Raw genomic sequence first — 23,382 nt, 5'->3', positions numbered from 1 at the left:
TGCAGCCTTTATAAAACCCATTTATTTTTCAAGTTGGCGAAAATAAATGGTTTTACGTTAGGGAAGGGAAAATTTGCGATGATTTGTAGCTGTGAAGCCAGAAACTACAGATTTTTAAATGGGAATCGAAATTTTCGCTGTCCCTGCAACTTTTTGAAAGTGGGGGGCGTATATAATATTAGTTTTATACAAAAACCCAAATACACCCTACCCTTCTCGCATGACCAAATAGCTTTACCTCTATTTTTTTCTAAACCATCGATTTAACTCAAAACCGTTCTAAGAATGAATATTGGTAAAAGATCTGGCCTGGTCGCTTTGGCGCTGCTGCTTTTGTTTACGACCAGCTGTAAAAAGGACAACGTCGACCCGGTTTCTCCCGTCGGCGACACTCAGTATAGCTCAATCAATTCCTGGGTTTACGGGGAGATGGCCGATGCCTACTTTTGGTCAGGCAGTATGCCTGCTCAGGCGACGCTCGACCCGACGGCCAATCCAGCTGACTATTTCGAGAAATTAATATATAAGCGCGCCACGGTCGATCGCTTTTCGGGCATTACCGACGATGTGACGGCTTTGCAAAAAGAATTCAACGGAGTCAGCAAGATTTTTGGCATTCAATACCAGATCGCTGCTCCCAACCAGAGTGCGTCCAATGTCGGGCTCTACCTGAGTTACGTCGTGAAGGGCAGTCCCGCCGAGCTGGCCGGTTTGAAGCGCGGCGATATTATTACGAAGGTAGACGGCCAGTTGCTGACCACCGCTAACTACGCCACCCTGTTGCGCAACAGCGACACGCACAGCTTTACCCTCGGTACTTTGGATGGAACTACGCTGGTATCTGATGATTTGAAAACGTTCAGTATCACCAAAGCGGAGGTGAATGAAAATCCGGTTGGTTTTTCCACAATCATAGATAAATCCAAATACGGCAAGAAGATTGGCTACCTTGTTTACACCCAGTTTGTGCCCGGTACTGATGCCTCCCCCAAAGCCTACGACGATCAACTTCGAAAAGTTTTCGGGGAGTTCAAGGCGCAGGGTGTGAATGAGCTGGTGCTTGATTTGCGTTTTAATGGTGGTGGGTACATCAGTTCTGCCGAAACGCTTGCTTCGTTGATTGGGAAAAATATCTCGGCTTCCAAAGTTTTCTACAAAGAACAGTGGAACGAGAACTATACTGCCATTCTGAAAAAACAAAACGGTGCCAACGCCTTAGATCACAACTTCCTGGCGGAGCCCAATAATATTGGCAGTCAGCTTGATCGGGTTTTTGTTCTCACTTCCCAGGGAACAGCCTCCGCCAGCGAATTGGTCATCAATGGTTTGCGACCTTACATGAACCTATATACAGTTGGGGATCATACGTATGGCAAAAACCTGTTTGGTACCCTTGTCAGCGACGAGCAAAAGCGCTGGAACTGGGGCATATACGTGATGCTTGGCCAGACTGCCAACGCCAACAACGAGTCGGATTATGGCACTGCCAGCGGAATAGCCGCCAACTACCAGGTAGATGACACCGTGATCCCTTATCGCTCTTTCGGTGACGACAACGAGACGCTTTTCAATAAAGTACTCAATGTCATGGGTGTTCCTGTCGGCCCCAACGCCCGGCTTGGGGTTACCGCCCAGGTTAAGCCAATCGCCAGTGAATTCCTGAAAGACAACCTACAAATAAGTGATAAGCGAATGATAAAGGAATTTTAGAATCATTCAGTTAATTATTGTAGAGGCGTTTATCGCGAAATTATTAAAAGAGAACTGCGCACGAGGTAGTTCTCTTATTTTTTGAAGTGATCCCCCCCGCCAATCCTTCCCGGCACGGATGTTTTGGTCCCCTAAACTTTGAACAAACTTTAAACCCAATAATAATGAGTGATACAATCAAAACTGCATTAGTAACAGGAGGAAGCATGGGAATAGGCTACGGTGTGGCCGAAGCTCTGATAAAACAGGGAATAAAAGTGGCGATCACCAGCCGCTCGCAGGATAACGCGGATAAGGCAGCCGCCTCTCTCAATAATATTAAAGCCGACTACGCAATGGGTATAGCAGCCGACGTACGTAGCCTGACCGCCCAGGAGAAAGCCGTGGCCGAAGTCGTAGAGAAATGGGGCCGTCTGGATTACCTCATCGCCAACGCCGGTGTAGGTCATTTTGCCAAAATCCAGGATATGACCGACAAGGATTGGCACGAAACCATCGACATCAACCTGACGGGCGTTTTCCATAGTGCCAAGGCATCGCTGGATGCCCTTAAAAAATCGCAGGGCTATTTCATAAGCATAGCCAGTCTGGCAGGTACTAACTTTTTCGCGCAGGGTGCGGCCTATAACGCCAGTAAATTTGGTCTGGTGGGCTTCACGCAGGCGATGATGCTGGATGTACGCGACGATGGAATCAAGGTGAGTACGATCATGCCTGGCTCGGTTGCCACACATTTCAACGATCATGAGCCCAGCGAGAAAGATGCCTGGAAAATTCAGCCTGAAGATATTGGCCAGATTGTAGTCGACCTGATCAAAATGCCCGCCCGGACGCTGCCCAGCAAAGTAGAGGTGCGGCCTTCGATGCCACCTGGCAAATAATCGTGTGGTGAGAATCGTCTCTTTTTTTTTGTAAGCGTGAGCCAGATTTTGGCTTACGCTTTTTTTTAAAATGTTAAAATCTGCAATTCGTCCGGCGTAATTTGAAGAGTGGAAAATGCTGAGCTTTACCCATCCAGCAATCCCGCATCATTTGCACCCGCCGTTTTCCAGGCCAATTCTTTCGTGGGATCGATTACCAGCCATAGCATACTACTGATTCCCAGCAAAGTACCTATAATGTATAGCGGGTAGTTGTAATCCCCTGCCCAGTCCACGATTTTGCCAAAGAATACCGCCAGGAAAAAGCCCCCCAGCTGTCCGATCATATTCATGGTACCGGAAACGGTTCCAGCGCGGCTTTTCCCAATATCCACACAAACGGCGAACGACACGGGCAGCGTGAGATCTTTGAAAAGCATTCCCGCGGAAAGCAGGTAGGCAGCCGTAACATTGTCGGTAGTGAGAGCCGAGGTCCACATCACGACGCTCGAAAGCCCCATCCCCACCAAACCTACACTTGCGCGACCGATGCGCAAACCGTAGCGCTTTACCAGCCAATCGCTCAGAAAGCCTCCCGTAAAGCAGCCCACTGCTCCTGACAAAAAGGGCAGAGTGGAAAAAAGCTGCATTTCGGATTCGGAAAAATGTCGCCCCTCCTGTAAGTAGATCGGCATCCAGCTGTAAAAGAAGTAAGCTCCATACATGTAAAAATGGAACATGACGACCAAAGCCCATAGATTTCGGCTGCGCAAAAGTGCGCCCCAGGCCAGGCCATGCGCCTGCGGCCGGAAACGGCGGCTCTCCTGAATATAGGCAAGTTCTTTTTCAGAAATGCCCTTTTTCTCTTTGGGAAAATCCCGAAACCACCAATACCAAACCCCTGCCCACACCACTCCCACCAGACCCATTGCCCAGAAGGAGGCCCGCCAGCCTGCGCTTGCGGCCAGGGGCACCATCACGACCGGAGCCAATGCACCGCCCAATCGTCCCGCTCCCCAGATAAAGGCCTGTGCCCGCCCCGTCTCGACCGCCGGGAACCAGCGGGCAATAACAATAGAGCTATTGGGATAGGCCCCCGCTTCACCCATTCCAAATAAAAAACGAATGACAATAAGTGCGATGAGCCCGGTAGCGACTCCTGTTAGCGCGGTGAATAGCGACCACCAAAGCACGACCCTCAACAGTACTCTTCTTGGTCCAAGGCGATCTCCCAAAGCCCCCGTGGGCATCTCGAACAAGGCATAGGCCAGCGAAAAAGCGCCCAGGACCCAGCCAAATTCTTCGTTACTCAAACCGAGATCAGCTTTCATGCGCACACCTACCACCGAGATGCAAACACGGTCGAGGTAAGTGATCATGGAAAGAGAGAAAAGGAAAAAGAGGACGCGATAGCGGTAAAGCAAGTTTTGAGGGCGGAAAGATGAATAATGGTTTTGGAAAGGCTGGGAAAAATAGGGAGGAAATGCGAAAACAGCGCAGTTTTTGTCTAAAAATCGTCGTGCGGGGAGGGCTTTTACTATCTTTGCGCGATTTATTGGGAAGTTTTTCCAGTATTGGGTTAACCGTTGCAGGATCCAACAAATTTTCTGCATCCATATTCCAGCATTCAATATCCCTCTTTTAATGAAAGTTCTAAAGTTTGGCGGCACGTCGGTGGGTTCGGTTGAGAGTATTAAGTTGGTCATCGAGATCCTTGAAAAAAGTATTTCCAAAGGCGAGCGAACAGCAGTCGTTTTTTCGGCGATGGGTGGGGCCACCAACCGACTGATCGAGATTGGCCGCATGGCCGCTGCCGGTAATCAGGAGTACTTCGAACTGCTGAAGGTCGTGGAGGAAAGACACTTCGCTACTATTCGCGGCTTGATTAACGTAAAGCAGCAGAGCGGTACTTTTGCCAACATAAAAGGCCTGTTCAATGAGCTCGAGGATATCCTGCGGGGCGTGTCACTCATTCGTGAGCTAACCGACCGCACCATGGACCTGATCATGAGCTTCGGCGAGCGTCTGTCAACCAACATCATTACCGAGGCCTTAAAAAACATAGGGGTCAAGGCGGAGTTTTGCGATGCCCGGCAACTGGTCCGTACGAACGACCACTTCGGTATGGCTGACGTGGATTTCGCCACCACGAACCAGCTGATCCTCGAGCATTTTGCCAAATCTTCCGCTTTGCAGTGCATCACGGGGTTTATAGGGGCTACCGCCGAAGGGATAACCACCACCCTGGGGCGCGGAGGGTCGGACTACACGGCTTCCATCTTCGGTGCGGCCCTAGACGCCCAGGTGATCGAAATCTGGACTGACGTGGACGGCATGATGACGGCGGACCCCCGCAAAGTACCCAATGCCTTCACGATTCCGGCAATTTCCTACGCCGAGGCCATGGAGCTTTCCCACTTCGGGGCCAAGGTCATTTATCCGCCCAGCCTGCAACCTGCGTTTGCAAAGAATATTCCTTTGAAGGTACTTAATACCTTTAATATTGGCTTCGAGGGCACCCTGGTGGACCGCTCGGCGAATCACAAACAGTACGCCATCACGGGCATTTCGTCTATTGATGACATGGCTTTGGTAAATATTCAGGGCAGCGGTATGATCGGCGTAGCGGGTATCTCGGCGCGCCTTTTCACCACATTGTCAGAGAATAATATCAGTGTCGTACTTATTTCGCAGGCATCTTCGGAGCACTCGATCTGCTTCACCATCGACCATCAGCTGGCTGAGCGGGCGCAGCAGGTTCTGGAAGCGGCCTTCGAGGTCGAGATAAAAAGTGGTGATATAGACAGCATTGCTATTGAAAAAAACGTCTCAATCATCGCCATAGTAGGCGAAGGAATGCGGAAGAGTTCAGGCGTAGCGGGTAAGTTGTTTTCGGTTTTAGGGAAAAACGGCATCAACATCATCGCCACAGCGCAGGGATCTTCGGAGTTGAATATCTCGGTAGTTATTTCCAAGAATGACCTTTCCAAAGCCCTCAATGCCATTCACGGAGTGTTTTTCCTATCCGAAACCCGCTCCTTGAACTTATTTATCGTCGGGGTGGGCCTGATCGGTGGCACCTTACTCGAGCAGGTAGGCAGCCAGTCGGCTTTTCTGAGTGGTCAGAGGCTGCTGAAGCTTAACATTGCGGGCCTTTCCAATACCAAGAAAATGCTGCTCGAACCCGGGGGCATTGCTCCCGACCGCTGGCGTGAGGAATTGGCCGACAACGGTGTCAAAACCAGCATTCCTGCCTTCGTAGATCGTATTATCGAGCTCAACCTGCCCAACAGTGTTTTTGTAGATTGTACGTCTGACAAAGACATAGTACGCCATTATGGAAAACTACTGGACGCCAGCATCTCGGTCGTTACGCCCAACAAAGTGGCCAACTCGGGTCGTTATGATGAATACCAGCGCCTGCAAAGGACCGCCCTTCAGCGGGGCGTTAAATTCCTGTACGAAACCAATGTGGGTGCAGGCCTGCCTATTATCAATACCATTCAGGGCTTAATGGACAGCGGGGATAAATTTATCAGGATTGAAGCGATTCTATCGGGTACTTTATCCTACATCTTTAACACGTTCGGCCCCGGTGTTCGTTTTGCAGACGTGGTTCGGGAGGCCAAGGCCAAAGGGTATACAGAACCCGACCCGCGCGATGACCTCAGCGGCACCGACGTGGCGAGGAAGATTTTGATCCTGGCTAGAGAAGTTGGCGTTCCGATGGAGCCGGAAGAGGTAAAAATTGCCCAGCTTCTGCCCGACAATTGCCTGCAAGCGCCGACAGTGGAAGCCTTTTTTGCCGAACTTGAAAACTCCAATTCCTTTTTTGAAGGGTTATTGGACGGTGCAAAGGCCAAGGACGGTGTTCTGCGCTATATCGCCACGCTCGAAAACAATAAAGCCACCGTTGAGCTCCGGGCCGTGGATGAGAAACACCCTTTCTACAATCTTTCCGGTAGCGACAATATCGTGTCATTCACCACAGATCGCTACAAAGATCGCCCGCTAGTGGTCAAAGGACCCGGTGCTGGTGCCGAAGTTACCGCTTCGGGTGTCTTTGCCGATATCATGAGTATTAGTAGTTACTTGGGGTAGTTTGGGGCAGGGCGGTCTTGATTCAATAAAGGGACAGAGGGCGGGGCGCCCCGTGGCGCAAAGTTTCAGAGTGAATTAAGACTGTAAACGCTCATTTTATCTACAATCATTTTGCCGCTTAGGAACTTTGCTACTTAAAAAATGAACTACATCAAAGCTTTTGCCCCCGCCACAGTAGCTAATGTGGCCTGCGGGTTTGACATCTTCGGTTTTGCCGTGGACGAACCTGGCGACGTGGTGGAATTGCGCCGCCGGGCGGAGCCCGGCATTGTCATTTCCGATATAACCGGCGATGGTGGACGCCTTCCCCGCGATTCAGCCAGGAATGCGGTAACGGTTGTGATGCTGCGATTGCTTGAGCATCTGGGCAATACGGAATTTGGCGGCGAAGTGATTTTGCACAAAAACATGCCCTTAGGCAGTGGCATGGGGTCAAGTTCAGCCAGTGCCGTGGCGGGTGTATACGCCCTGAACGAAATGCTGGGGCAGCCACTCACCCGGCAACAACTCCTGCCTTTTGCTATGGAGGGCGAACGCATCGCCTGCGGATCGGCCCACGCCGATAACGTAGGCCCGGCGCTCATGGGCGGTTTTCTGGTTGTGCGCAGTTACCAGCCTTTAGATGTGTTTCAGATTCCGGTGCCGGAAGAGTTGTACTGCACGCTGGTCAACCCGGATATCGAAGTCAATACGAAAGACGCTCGATTTATTCTGCGCAATGAGGTATCGTTGAAGAACGCCATTTCGCAGATGGGAAACGTTGCCGGACTCATCGCCGGCCTGATGCAGGAGGATTACGACCTCATCAGCCGCTCCATGGTGGATGTCATTGTCGAACCCATCCGGGCTATTCTCATTCCTGAATTCAATGAGGTAAAGCAAGTTGCAATTGCGCATGGCGCTCTGGGATGCAGTATTTCGGGCGCAGGTCCGTCAATGTTTACCCTCAGCAAAGGTCGCGAGACTGCCGAGCAAGTTGGGAAGGCTATGCAAGAGACATTTGCCACGGCCGGAATCGAGAGCAATGCATACGTTTCGGCCATCAACCGTCAGGGGCCGAAGGTTCTGGAATTTAATTAACTGGACCACACAGAGGTTCTTTTTAACGCAAGTGGGCGTATAGCAGCAGGTTAGTTTCAACCAATATTTCCATAAATCACACCATCTTTTTAATGGGGAGTCCCGCTGAACTTTCCCATTGCCAAAAAAGTTAATACCAGTGAATCCCAAAAGAAGAAACTATGGTAACGGTAACAGATAAAGCCAAAGACAGAATCGAGACCCTTCGCCAGGAAGAAGGCCGCACCGACGAAAACCACATCCGTGTGGGCGTTGAGGGCGGTGGTTGCTCTGGTCTCATGTATAATTTAGAGTTCGACACGAATACCCAGCCAACCGATATGGTCTTTGAAGATAAGGGCATCCGGATTGTGGTGGACAAGAAAAGTATCTTGTACCTGGCCGGCACCATTCTTGATTTCAGCGATGGTCTGAATGGTAAGGGCTTTCAGTTTGTGAATCCCAACGCTTCCCGCACCTGCGGTTGCGGTGAGAGCTTCGCCGTTTGATTTTAGAAAAAGGTTTTGGTTAAGTGAGAATGATTAAAGCGTCGCGAGCTTCCACGCGGCGCTTTTTTTATGCCTGAGTCTTTAAAAAGAGTTTATCGTTATTTGACCTAGAATCCCTTTCTTTAGAATCCTTTTTAACAGCTTTTGTAGCCTCAAAAATTAGATTTCCGCTGACAATTTGCGTTTTTTGTAATTGTGAAGATCAGGACAGCCTGCCGTCTTCGGGGGCTATTATTCTGCCATTCACTCAATCACTCATCCATAATTGACTCAAATGAAACCCACATTATTAATTCTTGCTGCCGGCATGGGCAGCCGCTATGGCGGTGTCAAGCAGCTTGACCAGTTTGGTCCTCACGGTGAAACAATCATCGATTACTCCCTTTACGATGCCATTCGCGCCGGTTTTGGCAAGGTGGTGTTCATCGTCCGGGAAGAAATCAAGGACGATGTGGAAGCGACCTTTGCCCCTCGGCTTCGGGGTAAAATCGAATACGATTTTGCGATACAAGGCATTCAGTCCTATGTACCTGAGGAGTTAGGCGAGGTAACGCGTTCCAAGCCCTGGGGAACCGGCCATGCCACACTGTGCGCCTGGCCCCAGACCAGCGAACCATTCGCAGTGATCAACGCAGATGATTTTTACGGTCGTGAATCGTTTGCAAAAATGGCAGAGTTCCTGTCTACCGATACCGATGACACGCAGCATGCCATGATTGGCTATGAATTGAAGCGCACGCTGTCGGAAAATGGAACCGTGTCTCGTGGCGTGTGTATTGTGAAAGCCGACGGCAACCTTTCGTCGGTCACTGAACGCACCAAGATTTTTCCCGATAAAGTCGGCAATATATACTTCGAGGAAGACGATATTCTCACTGAGCTCCCGCCTTACACGCCCGTTTCCATGAATTTCTGGGGCTTCAAACCCGCTGCATTCCCATTAATGGAAGCACAATTTCATGATTTCGCACTCAGGAATGCAGACAACCCCAAGGCTGAGTTTTACATCCCCCTGATTGTCACAAACCTGATCTATCACAATCAAGGCAATTGCCGCGTATTCACCAGCCAATCCGATTGGTTCGGCGTGACGTATCCCGAGGACAAACCTACGGTACAGGCGGCATTGAGTGCTCTGCACACTGCCGGGGAGTACCCCGAGGCGCTGTGGGACTCTGCATCATAAATCGCAGGATGCTTGAACCATAGAGGAAGTAGTTTTACAATAGCAACACCCCCGATTTTTAGTTTTCGGGAGTGCCTGTGGTTTCTGGATAGAAACTACGATGACATCATGCATCGGGTATCGGACAATTCTGTCATCAAACCCTTCCGCGTGGGCGAGCGGGTTGCATTGCTGGAAGTGTCTCAGCAGCACGATCAATTGCTGGTAGAGTTTCGGGGAGGTGACCTGATTGAAGAAGGGACTTTGCGAGAGCAAGTCGTCGCCTTTTTTGATCTGGAAACCGACCTATCTGCCTTTTACAGATACCTGAAAGCTGATGCCGATCTGGCCTATATGGCCACCGACTACTACGGTTTGAGACTCATGGGCATTCCTGACTTATTTGAGGCACTTTGCTGGAGTATTATCGGACAACAGATCAATTTGTCGTTTGCTTATTCTCTAAAAAGGCGAATCGTCGAATTAGCCGGAGCACCCATTGCATGCGATGGCCACGTCTTTCACGCCTTCCCTACCCCGGCTTGCCTGGCGGCACTAACCGTGGAGCAACTGCGCCTGCTCCAGTTTTCGGGCCGTAAGGCCGAGTACCTGATCGGGGTGGCGCAGGCTTTCGAGGCGGGTGAGATTTCCAAAGCGCAACTAATGGCCTTGCCAACGACTGAGGAAAAGGTGCAAAAACTAACCTCGCTTCGTGGGGTGGGCGAATGGACGGCCCATTATTCACTGATGAAATCCTTGAAAGTACCCACCTCGGTGCCCTACGGTGATGTTGGCCTTTACAACGCTCTGGCCGCCTTGAAGGGCTTACCGAAGCGCCCCTCTCGCCTAGAAATAGCCAGTGTCTTTGATCACTTCAAAGGCTGGGAAGCCTACCTGACAATCTACCTCTGGCGAAGCCTGGCAATACAGTAACTACATCTCAATCAGCCTTCTTGTAAAAGTACTTCATGATTGCAAAATAAGTCAGGAATCCCACGCCTGCCACAATAGCAAGCAATCCAAAAATGATGGGCCCGTTGTTTTCCAGGTTCATGCCATTTACAATGACGAGCCCCGCACCGACACTCACGAGTAAGATTCCGTATTTCAGATTTGCGTAGGTGTCGGCCACGCTGGCCGTTTTTTGGGTTATCCACTGTTTGTCGGGCTCGAGATGCCCAAGCTCCACCATTCGGGCCTTTATATTGGACTCTTTTACTATGCGGAGGATATTAATGATACCCCAGAATAAGATGAATGTAGTAGCGATTGGAATTGTCACTGCGATGATACCAGCCATGATTCTATAAATTAAATTGTTGAAATTCGTTTGTCCTCCGTTGGACGCCGCCGACTTTTGAAAGGTTGCAGCTTTTCTTATTTTTTAAGAAAATGTTTTTTTCTGCAACTCTGTAGCCAAAGTCTGCGTCGAACGGAAAAATATGATCGACGACAAAACCCTCATCAAGCGAATTCAGGCGGGTGACCGCCATGCCTTCCGGTGGCTCATCAAGTCAAATGAGCGGCTGGTTTACGGCGTGATATGGAAAATTGTCAGGAACGGGCCGGATGCGGAGGATATTTGTCAGGAGGCATTTCTTAAAGTTTACGAAAAGCTGGGTACTTTCAACCATGAATCCAAGCTTTCGACCTGGATCGTTAAGATTGCGTACAATCAGGCTCTGAGTCACCTGCGGAAACGGGATATTTTGCAAGATACAGCTGACATTCAGGATGAGGCACTAGGTGAAAATTTGACGAGTTTCAGCGAGGAAACACCCGCCAACTACCTGGAAGAAAAAGAGTTGAAAGCGGTAGTTCATGAAGCTATCGAAAAGTTACCTTTACCGTACCGAACGCTAATTGATTTATTCCACATTCAGGAAATGAGCTATGCCGAATTGGTTGAAATAAGTGGCTTTCCGGAGGGCACGGTGAAGAGCTACCTGTATCGCGGCCGGAAAATGCTAAAAGATGCCATTCGCGGCAAAAAGCATTTGTTAAGGTGAATAATTTAAGGAGAGAAGATGAATTGAGTGATCACCTTTACCGGGCGGAACATCCTGCCTGGCAACCACTGATTTTAAGTTAAAGAAAGACTGATGAAAAACTGGACTGATGAAGAATTGCAGGATCTGTTTGAAAACGATCCGGAGGCTTTTGAAGAACTTGCCCGCACCAATGAGGACGCCCGTCTTTACGCCCTGCTATTCGCAGCTTTCCCACTGCTCGATGCCGTTGAAGTTCCGGTTGGTTTCAGCCAAACGGTTATGGCACAGCTGGAAATAAAAGAGGCCAGAGCGAAGAAATGGCAGAATCTATTGCTTGTTGTAGGTATATTTCTCAGCGTGCTGCTCGGCTTTTTCATGTCCTGGATCTTATCTCCCGAAATGGCAAAGTCGTTTCAGGCATTCAGTTCCTACCTTCCTTACATCGCGGCAGCGGTGCTGATATTTTTTGGGGTTGAACTACTGGATCAAAAGGTAGTGTGGGGTGATGGAACCAAAGGCCCGCTTTCGGCCTAGGCATACATTCTGCCCGGGCCGAAAGCAAGGTGACTATTTTTTCAATAGGCCCGCCATCATTTCCTCCGCCACAAACTTATCCCCCGCCTCGGTGAGGTGAACCCGGTCGCGGGTCAGGATGCCTTTCTCCACGTTGTCTTTGTTGTTTTTCACCAGGTAGTTCTGAAAATCCTTCCGCAAGTCCACCAAACCCAAATCGTGCTCTTTAGCCAGGTCACGAATGGCATTGGCGTAGCGATTCAGGTCGCCATCCTGTTGGTTGGAGTAATCGGCACGCTCTCCAATGACCGAAGGCGTGCAGAGTATCGTCCGGATGTTGTTGTCCTGCAATTTCTTGATAATGGCTTCGTAAAATTTCACAAACTTATCGTAATCAGTGCCTGTACCATGGGTCGCTTTGTGCCACACATCGTTGATACCCACATAAATAAAAACCACATCGGGCTTTTTAGCCAGCACATCTTCATCCATCCGCAGGTAGAGATCATAGACCTTGTTGCCCCCTATGCCTGCACCCATAAGTTCGTATTGATCCCCCAATCCCTTTTCTTTCAGCATACCGCGAAGCTGGGTGATATAGCCGGTTTCGCCGACCCCCGCTTGCGTGATGGAGTCTCCGAAGAACACCACACGCAGGGGTTTGTCAGCCCGCATGGCCAGGAGCGGTAATAACAGAGCCAGAATAAGGAAGAGGGGGTTTAGTGATTTAAAAGAAAGCATCGATTAGCTGAATTTTGGAGAAAAAAAGGAATAGGTAAAACGAATGTACTACTTTTAACCTATCGTCGCAATCCTTTATTAACCCAACTATCAGGACTACCCTGTCCCACACTGAATTGGAGAGTATTTACGAAGAAACCGTGGAAGGTATGTCGGATGCATTCGTATCCGTCGATTTTTCCTGGGTCATCCTGCATCTGAATAGCAAGACAGCCGACTGGAGTGTCCTGCCTAATGACGAGATCAAAGCCCGCTCCCTGTGGGAGGCGTTCCCGATGCTGCTGGACTCGCCATTGTACGATTTTTGCCAACGCTGCATGGAATCCCGCCAATCGGATGCAATAGAGTATTATTCCGAAGTAGTGGACCAATGGTACTACGTGCGGGCGAGACCTATTTCGCGGGGCATGAACATTTTTGTTTCCGACATTACCAATAATAAGAAAATCGAAGAAGGTCAGACCCAATTTCTGACTATGGTGAACGCCATCCCGCAGCTGGGCTGGATGGCCGACCGCGAGGGTTATATCCATTGGTACAATGACCGTTGGTACGAATACACCGGTACTACCCTTGAAGAAATGGAGGGATGGGGTTGGCAAAAGGTGCACCACCCGGAACACGTGGACCGGGTAGTGGCATACGCTACGGAATCATGGCAACAGGATGATCCCTGGGAGTTGACATTTCCACTGCGGGGAAAAGACGGAAACTACCGGTGGTTTCTGACCAGGGTGTTTCCGGTAAAGGACAGCGCGGGAAAGGTTCAGCAGTGGATCGGCACAAACACTGACGTTCATGACCAGGTCAAGGCCGAGGAGGTGCTGAAACAGAGCGAAGCACAGCTCCGGCAGATGTCCGATTTTATGCCTCAGCTTGTGTGGACGACGGACGCCACGGGATACCACGATTTCTACAATGAGCGCTGGTATGAGTTTACAGGCCTCACCTACCAGGAAACCAAGGACACGGGATGGGCGAAACTGCTGCATCCGGACGACGTCGACCGGACCTGGCAAATATGGAATCATTCTCTGAAGACTGGCGAACGCTACGAGACAGAGTACCGGATGAAAAGGGCCGATGGAGAATACCGCTGGCTGCTGGCCCGGGCCACCGCGCTTACCAACGAGGCCGGCGAAACCATACGTTGGTTTGGAACCTGCACGGATATTCATGACCAGAAGGTTGCCAATGACACTCTGGAACAGAAGGTAGCCGAACGGACGCACGAACTGGAAACCGCCAACGAGCATTTAAGAAGCGTAAATGATGAACTCCAGCAATTCAACTACGTCGCGTCGCATGACTTACAGGAACCGCTGCGAAAAATAAAGATATTTTCGGAGCGCATAAAACTCCTTGACTTCGAAAACCTTAGTTCTGCTTCCCAGGGATCGCTCGACCGGATTATGGATTCAGTGGACAGAATGTCCAATCTGTTGAAGGATCTGCTGGATTTCAGTAGCGCCAGCCGTGAGGATCTCTTCACTAGGGTGAATTTGAATGAGATCATAGTAGATATTCAAAGTGACCTTGAACTACTCATCGCGCAGAAGTCTGCGACACTTGATGTGGCGGATTTGCCCACGATCGAGGCTATTCCGTTGCAAATGCACCAGTTGTTTTATAATCTTATCAATAATGCGGTGAAGTTCGCCATCCCTGATCGCAAACCCCTGATACGTATATCGTGCATGGCACTGACAGGAAAAGCAATTGAACAATTGCGGTTATCACGCAAAAAAAAATATTTCCAATTGACCATTCAGGATAATGGAATTGGGTTTGAACCACAGTACGCCGAAAAAATCTTCGAACTCTTCAAACGCCTGCATGGCAAGCAGTCTTACCCGGGAACGGGTGTGGGGCTGGCACTATGCAAGAAGGTAGTCGAAAATCACCTGGGACGAATTTGGGCTGAGTCGGAATATGGGAAAGGAGCCACTTTTCACGTGATTTTACCTCTAAAATAAGACTTCGGCCCCCTTCCGGCGGATTGTCAGCGTACTTTTTCAAACACAGGTTTGTCTACTGAATATCTCAGTACAAAAGGTTGCCCGACGACCAGGCTGGTTGCTTCAGCGGCTGATAACCTGAACTTGTGAATCCTCTGATCTATCAGCGCCTGCACTGTGGCCATGCCATTTTCAACATGGCAGGAAAGTACTTCTCCGTAAAGTACAGGGCCCGGGGATGGTTCAAATTCGCTGGTGTAAACCTGCTCAGGCGTGCCCTGATTCATTATTTTCCCCTCATCCATTTTCACCACCTGATCGGCGAGTCGGAAAATTTCGCCCAAATCGTGGGTAACCAGAAGTATGGTAAGTTGGTACCGGCGGTGGATCTCTAACAAATAATCCTGCAATCGCAGTCGCATTGCGCGATCCAGCGCGGAGAGGGGTTCATCCAGCAACAGTAGTTCCGGATTGGGTAGTAAAGCCCTGGCCAGCGCAACACGTTGCTGCTGTCCACCGGAAAGCTGATGAGGGCGGCGGTCGGCTAGCTTCGTGAGTTCAACTTCTCGCAGCAGTTCGTCCACACGGCCCTGGTCTTCTCCTTTTTTTAAAGCGAAAGATACGTTTTGGCGCACGTTAAGGTGCGGAAAAAGTGCATAATCCTGGAAAACCAAGCCCACCCGGCGCTGTTGGGGAATCTTGAAAATCTGTTTGTCAGAATCAAACCAAACTTCCTGCCCAAACGCTATTCGTCCCGACTGAGGCTTTACCAGACCAGCGATACTACGCAAAAGGGTAGTTTTCCCCACTCCCGAAGGCCCGGTCAAAGCGGTGATCGAACCGCGCTCCAACCGCAATTCCACGTTCAGAGTCACAAGGCCTTCGGCGGTGCGAAGGTCGTGACATAATTGGAGTTCAAGCGGGGTGTCGGACACGGAAAAGGCGATTGTTCACGGAATAAACCAACAGCAGAATGGCAAAGGTAATCACAAAAAGCACGAGCGCATACTGGTTGGCAGCTGAGTAGTTGAGGGCTTCTACCTCGTTGTAAATTGCCAGGGATGCCACCCTCGTCACGCCGGGAATGTTCCCACCGATCATGAGTACTACGCCAAACTCGCCGACGGTATGGGCAAAAGTCAAAACGATGGCCGTAAGGATCGCCGACTTGGCATTGGGAAGCAGTACTTTGAAAAAAGTCGTCCAGGGAGTCTTTCCCAGAGTATACGAAGCCTCGCGTAATGATACAGGTAAAGCCTGCAAACCCGCCTGCAGAGGATATACCATAAACGGCAGACTGTAGATGACCGATGCCACCACCAGCCCCGGAAATGAGAAAACCAGTCTGAGACCTATTATCTCCTCTATCCAGGCGCCAAAAAAATAGCCCGGGCTAAACGCCAGCAAAAGATAAAACCCAAGCACAGAGGGTGGCAGCACGAGTGGCATGCCGATGATTGCCTCTACCAGCACTTTTCCCCGAAAACGGCTGTACGCCAGCCAGTAAGACAAGGGCAAAGCCAAACCAAACAAAATCAGCGTTGCAATCGACGCCAGCTTGAAAGTAAGTACCAGGGGCTCAAAATTCATCTTCCAGCATTCGTAGTTTCACTTTGGTACTTTGACACTAAACATGATTCACTCGACCCAGTACCCATATTTCCGAAACAGAGCCTTCGCTTGCTCGGAATACAGAAAATCATAAAATTCCTGACTTTTCTGTTTCTTAGGTGAAGATTCGCTGTGTTTTAAAAGAATCGCCGCCTGATTTATTGGCGAATAGTCAGCGGAATCCAGCTCACTCCAACGGCCCTGCCCTTTTATTTCGGGTGAAAGTACCATGGATAATGCCGTAAACCCCATTTCTGCCGCGCCCGCGGCTATGTACTGGGTAGTCTGGGCGATGCTTTCGCCATACACCAGCTTGCTTTTTACCTGATTGTACAGTCCGGCTTTGTTAAGTACCTGCACGGCCGCTGTGCCGTACGGTGCAGTTTCGGGGTTAGCCAATGCGATTTTTTTTATTTCAGGGTCGGCAAGCCTCTGGATATCAGGAGTGATTGTGGAGTCACTTGCCCAAAGTACCAGGGCTCCCCGGGCATACACCCGAGGGCGTGTTTCCGCTCCGCCGTTGTCAAATATTTCCTGCGGATAGCGCGTGTCGGCAGACACAAACAAATCGAATGGGGCCCCTTCGCGGATTTGGGCCGTCAGCTTACCCGATGAACCTACAACGATTTCCAGTCGGGTGTCTGTCTGCTTTTCGAATTCCTTTTGCAACGCCTGCATCACAAACTGAACATTGGCTGCCGTTGCAACGACTACTTTATCGTTGGGCCTCGAACAGGCAACAACCAGCAATACCCCTACCCCAATTAGCGTAGCTTTAAATCCAAATTTGCGCACGGTACTTCATTGTTTTATTCAAAACGACAATGAAGTAAAGGTAGCAAGGATGCGTCAATACGGAAAGTTAAAGCGTCAGCCACGCATATTTTTCATGACATCCTGCAAAATCGTCACGACCTTCTCAGTCTGCTCCCGGCTGGGCGTAGTATCCCAATTGCCCAGTATTCCGTTACTTCCCATGTAAATCCCATCTTTCCGGGCAATAAAATTAGCCCCCTCGGTGCTCAGTTTGTACTGAATATCGGCTTGGGGGATCAGACAGGACAGTTGACCCGAGACCGGCGTGATTTCTTTATCATTGAAAACGGGCTTGGCACCCAACCCCATGCAATTGACTATTACTTTTTCCGGTAAGGCGTCGATGTCCTCGACTTTCTTTATTTCCCGAATTTTAACCTTTCCACCAAAAGCCAGAAACTCCTGTAAATGATGGTGAAGGTACGCCGGAATGTTGAACATCATATTGGAGCGACGCGTCACATAATCTGCCGAAAAAGGGTGCTCTTTTTTGCTTAACCGGACGCGTTCAGGAATAAGCCCCTCAATGTCAAACTGCTCGCCGCCGCCCGTGGGTTCAGTAGCGCCAGGGGCTTCTTTCCTGACACTGTACTCATCTACCCAAGAGGTGATGTCGTTTAGTCCCAGCAGAAACTGGAATCGCCGGAAAGAGAATAGCGTAGCGTCCTTCCAAATATCCTCAAACCCAGGCTTGGCCACCGCGGGATCGCACACCCGCGACGCGGGAGACCAGGTGCCGGTAGCCAGGTTGCTGGTCACGTTAGGCGGAACATCTTTTGTATAAATAGTCACCTCGCAACCGCTCTCCTGCAGCAGGCAGGCGGTAGCTATTCCTACGGTCCCACAGCCCAGCATAGCTATTTTTCGTTCGGGGGTAGCCATAACCAGATTCCGGGCTACGTTACCCGTCCCCCAGGAAAGCGACCAGCCGCTTCCGCCATGCCCGTAGTTATGGACGATGAGTTTGTTTCCCATTTGCTCGGCTTCGACACGTGGACCCGAAGGCCGAAAAGGTCTTAGTCCCACGGTTTCCTTCACGATACGATCCATCGAAAGCCGGAGTTTGGGGATTTGGTGATATCCTCGATTAATGTAAAATTGCTTGTCGGCATACCGTGGGCCAGGCCGGGTAGCACAAGAAGCCACTGCACCTGTTGATACAACAAGACTTCCAATCCCTGCTTTTTGAAAAAAATCTCGGCGGTTCATAAGTTGAATTAAGTGAGGATCCGGGCAAATTTGTTTCCAGTAAAAATAGGTGCCGAAAAAGTTGATGACAAATAATATCCCGTATTATTTTAGATTTGCAGAATATAGTTTTTAAAATTTATCATTTCGTACTAATAATAAACTGTATAATTCAATATAAAAAGAATCACCTGGATAGCACTCATGGGATTATCGATCCTTTTAAGTTTCGCTTCGCTTGCACAGACGGTAGAATTCTATGGTTCACCAGCCTCTGTCATTTCCTCAGGTGCCGTTTTCCCCGCAGGAAAAAGAATGCTATGGACCAGCGGCACAACAGGTGGCGTGGCAGATAGCACGGCAAAAGAGGGTACTCGAGAGAGATTTGGGGATACCCGCACTCAGGCTCTGAGCATCCTTGCCAATTTTGAAAAAACCTTGCGGGAGAAGGGGTTGAGCACAAAGGACGTACTCATGCTGCGTGTATATATTGCCCCAGACAAAAGTACCGGAACACATGATTATCAGGGCTGGTACGATGCCTATGCCAAGTACTTCGGCACTGCCGACCAGCCGACCAAGCCCATCCGATCAACAATCGGCATTGCGGGTCTTGCCAATACTGATAAATTTATCGAAATAGAAATGGTGGCAGTATACCCGTAACAGACATCAAAAATTTTGACATAATAAAATCCCGATTCGTATATTTGCCTCTCCAAACACGACGTCTTCTTAGGTGAGTGGCGGTTGGGCGGCCCATAGGGTGAGGCACTCGTGGTAGCCGGGTCGAGAATCATCAATATCACGCCTCCTTAGCTCAGTTGGTAGAGCGACGCATTCGTAATGCGTAGGTCGCAAGTTCAAGTCTTGTAGGAGGCTCCACAAAAATCCCGCTGGCAGAAATGTCTGCGGGATTTTTTGTGTTTAGTACGGTAACGTCAGTTATACACGCCTCACGTACCTTATGAAAGCTTATTCGAGTTAAGTAGCTTTGTAAATATGAAATGCAATGGCTCTCTTAAGAGTCAAGGATAAAAAATCAATGAATAAAAAAGTAAATATTGGTCTGGTGCAAATGAGCTGCACTGATGACCCAAACGAAAACTTCCACAAAGCCACCGGGAGAATCCGGGAAGCGGCTGCCCAGGGGGCGCAGATCATCTGCCTTCAGGAATTATTCAAGTCGCTGTACTTCTGCGATGTAGAAGATCACGCTAACTTCAACCTGGCCGAAGCTATTCCGGGCCCGTCCACCGAGGCATTGGGAGAGCTGGCCGCCGAACTAGGTGTTGTCATTATAGCGTCCCTTTTCGAACGGCGCGCCCAGGGACTTTACCACAATACCACCGCTGTGCTGGACGCCGACGGAAGTTACCTGGGAAAGTACCGCAAGATGCACATACCGGATGATCCGGGCTATTATGAAAAATTTTATTTCACACCCGGTGACGCCCCCACGGATGGCACCGCTGGCACTGAAGAAATCGGCTATCGGGTATTCAATACCAAATTTGCCAAAATTGGTGTACTCATTTGCTGGGACCAATGGTACCCCGAAGCGGCCCGCATAACGAGTCTCATGGGAGCTGAAATTCTGTTTTATCCGACGGCCATTGGTTGGGACAAACGCGAAACTGACCTCGTTACCAACCAAGAACAGTACGGTGCCTGGCAGACCATTCAGCGCAGTCATGCCGTGGCCAATGGGGTGTTTGTGGTGGCCGTCAACCGCGTGGGAACCGAGGGCGACCAGCAATTCTGGGGGGGGTCTTTTGTAGCAAATCCCCACGGGCGGTTGCTGTATCTGGCTTCTCACGATGAAGAGGTTGTTCATACCCAGGAAATAGATCTGGCAGTAATCGACCACTACCGCACTACCTGGCCCTATTTCCGGGATCGGCGCGTGGACTCTTACCAGCCCATTACGCGTCGGTTCATTGATTGAACGATCATTCAATGCCAATACCTGAGTAATCTGCATTGGCACCGACGCCCCCAGAAGTTCAATAGTCCGTGCCAGCCAACCTTTGAATACACCTAACGACCAAATGGATGCGCAGAGATTATGATGCCGTGGTGGTTGGTGCCGGACCGAATGGCCTTTCCGCCGCCATCGTCATGGCGGAGGCCGGACTGTCAGTTTTGCTTATCGAACGAGCCAGGGTAGTTGGCGGCAGTACCCGGTCCGAGGAACTCACCTTGCCGGGTTTTATTCATGATGTGGGAGCAGCGGTAGTTCCGCTGGCCATCAGCTCTCCATTTTTTCAATCGATTCCACTCCATGAACACGGATTAACCTATTTGTATCCCCCGGTAGCGCTGGCCCACCCTTTCGATAACGGTACGGCAGCAATGCTACTAGGTTCAGTACATGAGACATCACAGACTCTGGGGCCTGATGGGCATACTTATGGAAAGCTCCTATCCCCGATAGTGGATCATTGGTCGGAACTTTCTCATGATTTGTTGAGCCCGTTTCAATGGCCACGCCATCCGGTGGATTTTGTCAGGTTTGGGTTGAAAGGTTTATTACCCGCAACTACTTTGGCCAATCAATTCAAAACCCAACCAGCCAAAGCACTTTTAGCGGGAATGGCAGCCCACTCCTTTCAGCCACTCACCACCGTAACTACCTCGGCCATTGCTCTGACGCTCATGGCCTCAGGCCACAGCCATGGTTGGCCCGTAGCCGAAGGAGGGACTCAAAGTATCGCCAACGCCCTTGCTTCATACTTCAAGTCACTCGGCGGCCATATAGAGACTGATCGGCAGGTAGATGATCTGAATGAGCTGCCGAAGGCCAAAGTTTTTCTGTTAGACCTCACGCCTCAACAAGTCCTGCGAATCGCCGGAAACCGGCTTTCGGAAACCTATCGAAAGCGGCTGGCCAACTATCGGTATGGTTCTGGGGTATTCAAGGTAGACTGGGCACTGCGCGAGGCCATTCCTTTTTTGGATGCCGGCTGCCGGCGAGCCGGGACTGTTCATATTGGCGGATCGCTGGAAGAAATTCAAAAAAATGAACAGTTGACCGCGGATGGGCAGCATCCCGAAAAACCATTTGTACTCCTTGCCCAACCAAGTCTGTTTGATGCTGGCCGAGCACCGGCGGAAAGACATACCGCCTGGGCTTATTGCCACGTTCCACACGGCTCAACTATAGACATGACCGACCGCATCGAACAGCAAGTCGAGCGGTTCGCACCGGGTTTTCGGGAGATCATTATGGCCCGGCATACCATGAATACGGCGCAGTTCGAGGACTGGAATCCCAATTGTGTGGGCGGCGACATCAATGGCGGCAACATGGATTGGAAGCAGTTCCTGACCCGTCCGATCACGAGCCTTAACCCCTACCAGACTTCCGACCCTACCCTATACATCTGCTCATCGTCCACGCCGCCTGGAGGCGGGGTACACGGTATGTGTGGCTACAACGCGGCACGGGCGGCGTTGCGGGGTAGTTTTGGAAGGTAAGCTGGCAAGGCACCTGTTCAAACTACCCCAAACTGGCCTTTTACAATGTCAATGCGTTATGAGTACCAATCGGGGCATTTCAAACAGACTGACTTTTAAGGGGTGAAGTACTGGTTTTTAATAAGTTGCCCGTACTTTACCTTTGTGCCGCCATCTTAGTTTAGGGTAGTTCAAACCTAGACAATTGGAGAAGATTACCTCTCCTTCTTATCCCGTCCCCAAACAGCCCACTAGTTCCAGTTTAAAAAAAAACGGGCGTCAAATGACGCGTAATGGTGGAAGGTTAAAATGTGATTAAATACTTCACACTTAACGTTAGGTCTGAGATCATCGGGACTTTCTAATTTTAAAGACAGAATATGAGGACATGTTATCCGGGTGATGAATTATAGTGATGAAGAACTTATAAAGGATATTGAACGGGTTAACCGGATTTCAATCGTCCCTACCTTACTGGATGTGGTATGCCAGACTACGGGTATGGGCTTTGCTGCGATTGCCCGTGTTACTGAAACACGATGGATCACGTGCAGTGTCCGTGATGACATTCAATTCGGCTTGGTTCAGGGAAGTGAACTGAAGGTAGAAACGACGATCTGTAATGAAATCCGGGACTCTTTCCAGCCTGTCATCATCAACCATGTGAAGGAGAATGATCTGTTCTGCAATCATCCCACCCCGTTAATGTATGGATTTCAGAGTTATATCTCATATCCGATCATCTTGAAAACGGGTGAGTTCTTCGGTACACTCTGTGCGATTGACCCCAATCCTGCGGACTTGGAAAATCCAAAGATTAAAGGCCTCTTTATGGCCTTCTCCGATCTGATTTCCTTTCACTTGCAACAAATCGAGTTGCTTGATGAAAGCGATAAGACAGCCAGGAATTTGAACAGGCAGCTCAGTAACTCCCTTGATGAAAACAGGCAGTACCGCCATATTTCCAGTCATACGCTACAGGAACCACTCCGCAAGCTCAGAATCTTCAGTGGAATGCTGGTTGATTCAATAAGAAACAAGGAAATTGAGAAGGCTGAACAGTTCGCACTTAAAATAAACGACGGTGCCGATCGGTTTTCAAATCTCATCATGAGCCTTTCTGACTTTTCAATTCTGGAAGAAAACGGTGCGACCGTTCAGCCGGTGGACTTGGAATATACTGTCGGTGTGGTCAAAGCGGAGCTACGTTTCAAATTGGATGAGAGGGATGCCACTGTTAATGTGGGCAACTTGCCGACCGTGCCGGGGGTACCCCTGCAAATGGAGCAGCTTTTTTACCATCTATTTGACAATGCAGTCAAGTTTTCAAAAAAAGACGTGCCTCTGTTAATATCCATCTCCAGCCAGGAATACACTCGCTCTGTGGAGGGCACACACCTTATGCCGGAGAAGCGGTATGTCGAGATAAAATTTACAGACAATGGCATAGGGATCGACCGGTTTCAGCTCGAAAAAATCTTCGACATGTTTTCCCAAATTCCCTCAGAAACAGTTCAGGAAGGGTCAGGAATAGGTCTTAGCATTTGCCGAAAAATAATTCGCAACCATTCTGGTTTGATTACCATCCATTCTGATCAAGGTGCAGGTACCACGGTTTCGATTATCCTTCCTACCAGCTAAGGAAGCACTTATCATTGATCGCGTGCGTTTCTTTCCAGCGGTAGAAATCCATATAAGTTT

The 23,382-nt window shown here is 49.8% G+C and carries 21 protein-coding genes and 1 tRNA gene; 15 read left to right on the top strand and 7 right to left on the bottom strand.

Going from position 1 to position 23,382, the window contains the following annotated elements; all coding sequences use genetic code 11:
• Nucleotides 1-285 precede the first annotated feature (285 nt).
• Together IE117_RS18735 and IE117_RS18730 are read left to right on the top strand one after the other, a co-directional pair.
• Nucleotides 286-1,710, top strand: coding sequence for a S41 family peptidase (locus tag IE117_RS18735; protein WP_189566048.1), 1,425 nt, complete (start codon nt 286-288; stop codon nt 1,708-1,710).
• A 164-nt stretch (nt 1,711-1,874) separates the two neighbouring features.
• Nucleotides 1,875-2,591 (top strand): SDR family oxidoreductase, encoded by a 717-nt coding sequence (locus IE117_RS18730; protein ID WP_189566047.1) that lies wholly within the window; start codon nt 1,875-1,877, stop codon nt 2,589-2,591.
• 125 nt (nt 2,592-2,716) lie between these two features.
• On the opposite strand, the gene IE117_RS18725 is transcribed toward IE117_RS18730, so the two are convergent.
• Nucleotides 2,717-3,994 (bottom strand): MFS transporter, encoded by a 1,278-nt coding sequence (locus IE117_RS18725; protein WP_189566046.1) that lies wholly within the window; start codon nt 3,992-3,994, stop codon nt 2,717-2,719.
• A gap of 220 nt (nt 3,995-4,214) precedes the next feature.
• On the opposite strand from IE117_RS18725, the gene thrA reads away from it, so the two are divergent.
• The 5 genes from thrA to IE117_RS18700 all read left to right on the top strand — a co-directional run bounded on the left by thrA (nt 4,215) and on the right by IE117_RS18700 (nt 10,337).
• Nucleotides 4,215-6,671 (top strand): bifunctional aspartate kinase/homoserine dehydrogenase I, encoded by a 2,457-nt coding sequence (gene thrA / locus IE117_RS18720; RefSeq protein WP_189566045.1) that lies wholly within the window; start codon nt 4,215-4,217, stop codon nt 6,669-6,671.
• 141 nt (nt 6,672-6,812) lie between these two features.
• Complete coding sequence (locus IE117_RS18715) at nt 6,813-7,751, top strand: homoserine kinase (RefSeq protein ID WP_189566044.1); 939 nt, start codon at nt 6,813-6,815, stop codon at nt 7,749-7,751.
• Between the two features lie 161 nt (nt 7,752-7,912).
• Nucleotides 7,913-8,239, top strand: a complete 327-nt coding sequence (locus tag IE117_RS18710; RefSeq protein WP_189566043.1) for a HesB/IscA family protein — start codon at nt 7,913-7,915, stop codon at nt 8,237-8,239.
• A gap of 274 nt (nt 8,240-8,513) precedes the next feature.
• Nucleotides 8,514-9,425, top strand: coding sequence for a nucleotidyltransferase family protein (locus IE117_RS18705; RefSeq protein WP_189566042.1), 912 nt, complete (start codon nt 8,514-8,516; stop codon nt 9,423-9,425).
• A gap of 12 nt (nt 9,426-9,437) precedes the next feature.
• Nucleotides 9,438-10,337, top strand: a complete 900-nt coding sequence (locus tag IE117_RS18700; RefSeq protein ID WP_229581140.1) for a DNA-3-methyladenine glycosylase family protein — start codon at nt 9,438-9,440, stop codon at nt 10,335-10,337.
• Nucleotides 10,338-10,344: 7 nt separating this feature from the next.
• On the opposite strand, the gene IE117_RS18695 is transcribed toward IE117_RS18700, so the two are convergent.
• Entirely contained in the window at nt 10,345-10,704 is a 360-nt protein-coding gene (locus tag IE117_RS18695) for a DUF6249 domain-containing protein (RefSeq protein WP_189566041.1), read from the bottom strand.
• Between the two features lie 142 nt (nt 10,705-10,846).
• On the opposite strand from IE117_RS18695, the gene IE117_RS18690 reads away from it, so the two are divergent.
• Nucleotides 10,847-11,413 carry an RNA polymerase sigma factor gene (locus tag IE117_RS18690; protein WP_189566040.1) on the top strand — a complete coding sequence of 189 codons (567 nt, stop codon included), beginning with the start codon at nt 10,847-10,849 and terminating at the stop codon, nt 11,411-11,413.
• A gap of 93 nt (nt 11,414-11,506) precedes the next feature.
• The gene (locus IE117_RS18685; protein ID WP_189566039.1) at nt 11,507-11,929 is read left to right on the top strand and encodes a hypothetical protein; all 423 of its coding nucleotides are present in this window, start codon (nt 11,507-11,509) and stop codon (nt 11,927-11,929) included.
• A gap of 33 nt (nt 11,930-11,962) precedes the next feature.
• Here the strand turns inward: IE117_RS18685 and IE117_RS18680 are convergent, their stop codons facing one another.
• Nucleotides 11,963-12,649: an SGNH/GDSL hydrolase family protein gene (locus IE117_RS18680; protein WP_189566038.1), complete on the bottom strand. Its 687-nt coding sequence runs from the start codon at nt 12,647-12,649 to the stop codon at nt 11,963-11,965.
• Between the two features lie 116 nt (nt 12,650-12,765).
• Here IE117_RS18680 and IE117_RS18675 point away from each other — a divergent pair, with 116 nt between their 5' ends.
• A complete protein-coding gene (locus IE117_RS18675) occupies nt 12,766-14,625 on the top strand; it encodes a PAS domain-containing sensor histidine kinase (RefSeq protein WP_189566037.1) in 1,860 nt (619 codons plus the stop codon).
• A 26-nt stretch (nt 14,626-14,651) separates the two neighbouring features.
• Here IE117_RS18675 and IE117_RS18670 read toward each other — a convergent pair whose 3' ends face one another.
• From IE117_RS18670 to IE117_RS18655, 4 genes are all read right to left on the bottom strand, one after another.
• Nucleotides 14,652-15,542 carry a sulfate/molybdate ABC transporter ATP-binding protein gene (locus tag IE117_RS18670; RefSeq protein WP_189566036.1) on the bottom strand — a complete coding sequence of 297 codons (891 nt, stop codon included), beginning with the start codon at nt 15,540-15,542 and terminating at the stop codon, nt 14,652-14,654.
• Nucleotides 15,523-16,197, bottom strand: coding sequence for a molybdate ABC transporter permease subunit (gene modB / locus IE117_RS18665; RefSeq protein WP_189566035.1), 675 nt, complete (start codon nt 16,195-16,197; stop codon nt 15,523-15,525). The genes IE117_RS18670 and modB overlap by 20 nt, the downstream gene beginning before the upstream one ends.
• A gap of 48 nt (nt 16,198-16,245) precedes the next feature.
• The gene (modA, locus tag IE117_RS18660; RefSeq protein ID WP_229581138.1) at nt 16,246-17,013 is read right to left on the bottom strand and encodes a molybdate ABC transporter substrate-binding protein; all 768 of its coding nucleotides are present in this window, start codon (nt 17,011-17,013) and stop codon (nt 16,246-16,248) included.
• 75 nt (nt 17,014-17,088) lie between these two features.
• Nucleotides 17,089-18,243 carry an FAD-dependent oxidoreductase gene (locus tag IE117_RS18655; protein ID WP_189566034.1) on the bottom strand — a complete coding sequence of 385 codons (1,155 nt, stop codon included), beginning with the start codon at nt 18,241-18,243 and terminating at the stop codon, nt 17,089-17,091.
• A gap of 183 nt (nt 18,244-18,426) precedes the next feature.
• Here IE117_RS18655 and IE117_RS18650 point away from each other — a divergent pair, with 183 nt between their 5' ends.
• From IE117_RS18650 to IE117_RS18630, 5 genes are all read left to right on the top strand, one after another.
• Nucleotides 18,427-18,888, top strand: coding sequence for a Rid family hydrolase (locus IE117_RS18650; protein ID WP_189566033.1), 462 nt, complete (start codon nt 18,427-18,429; stop codon nt 18,886-18,888).
• A gap of 143 nt (nt 18,889-19,031) precedes the next feature.
• Nucleotides 19,032-19,107, top strand: a tRNA-Thr gene (locus tag IE117_RS18645).
• Nucleotides 19,108-19,267: 160 nt separating this feature from the next.
• The gene (locus tag IE117_RS18640; RefSeq protein WP_189566032.1) at nt 19,268-20,170 is read left to right on the top strand and encodes a carbon-nitrogen hydrolase; all 903 of its coding nucleotides are present in this window, start codon (nt 19,268-19,270) and stop codon (nt 20,168-20,170) included.
• A 107-nt stretch (nt 20,171-20,277) separates the two neighbouring features.
• Nucleotides 20,278-21,702: a phytoene desaturase family protein gene (locus IE117_RS18635; protein ID WP_189566031.1), complete on the top strand. Its 1,425-nt coding sequence runs from the start codon at nt 20,278-20,280 to the stop codon at nt 21,700-21,702.
• Between the two features lie 381 nt (nt 21,703-22,083).
• Nucleotides 22,084-23,322, top strand: coding sequence for a sensor histidine kinase (locus IE117_RS18630; protein ID WP_189566030.1), 1,239 nt, complete (start codon nt 22,084-22,086; stop codon nt 23,320-23,322).
• Nucleotides 23,323-23,382: the final 60 nt, after the last annotated feature.

This window comes from Persicitalea jodogahamensis (genome assembly GCF_014651615.1).
Taxonomy (GTDB): Bacteria; Bacteroidota; Bacteroidia; order Cytophagales; family Spirosomataceae; genus Persicitalea; species Persicitalea jodogahamensis.
Note: the sequence above shows the minus strand (reverse complement) of the source record. Positions and strands in the feature narration are given on the sequence as shown.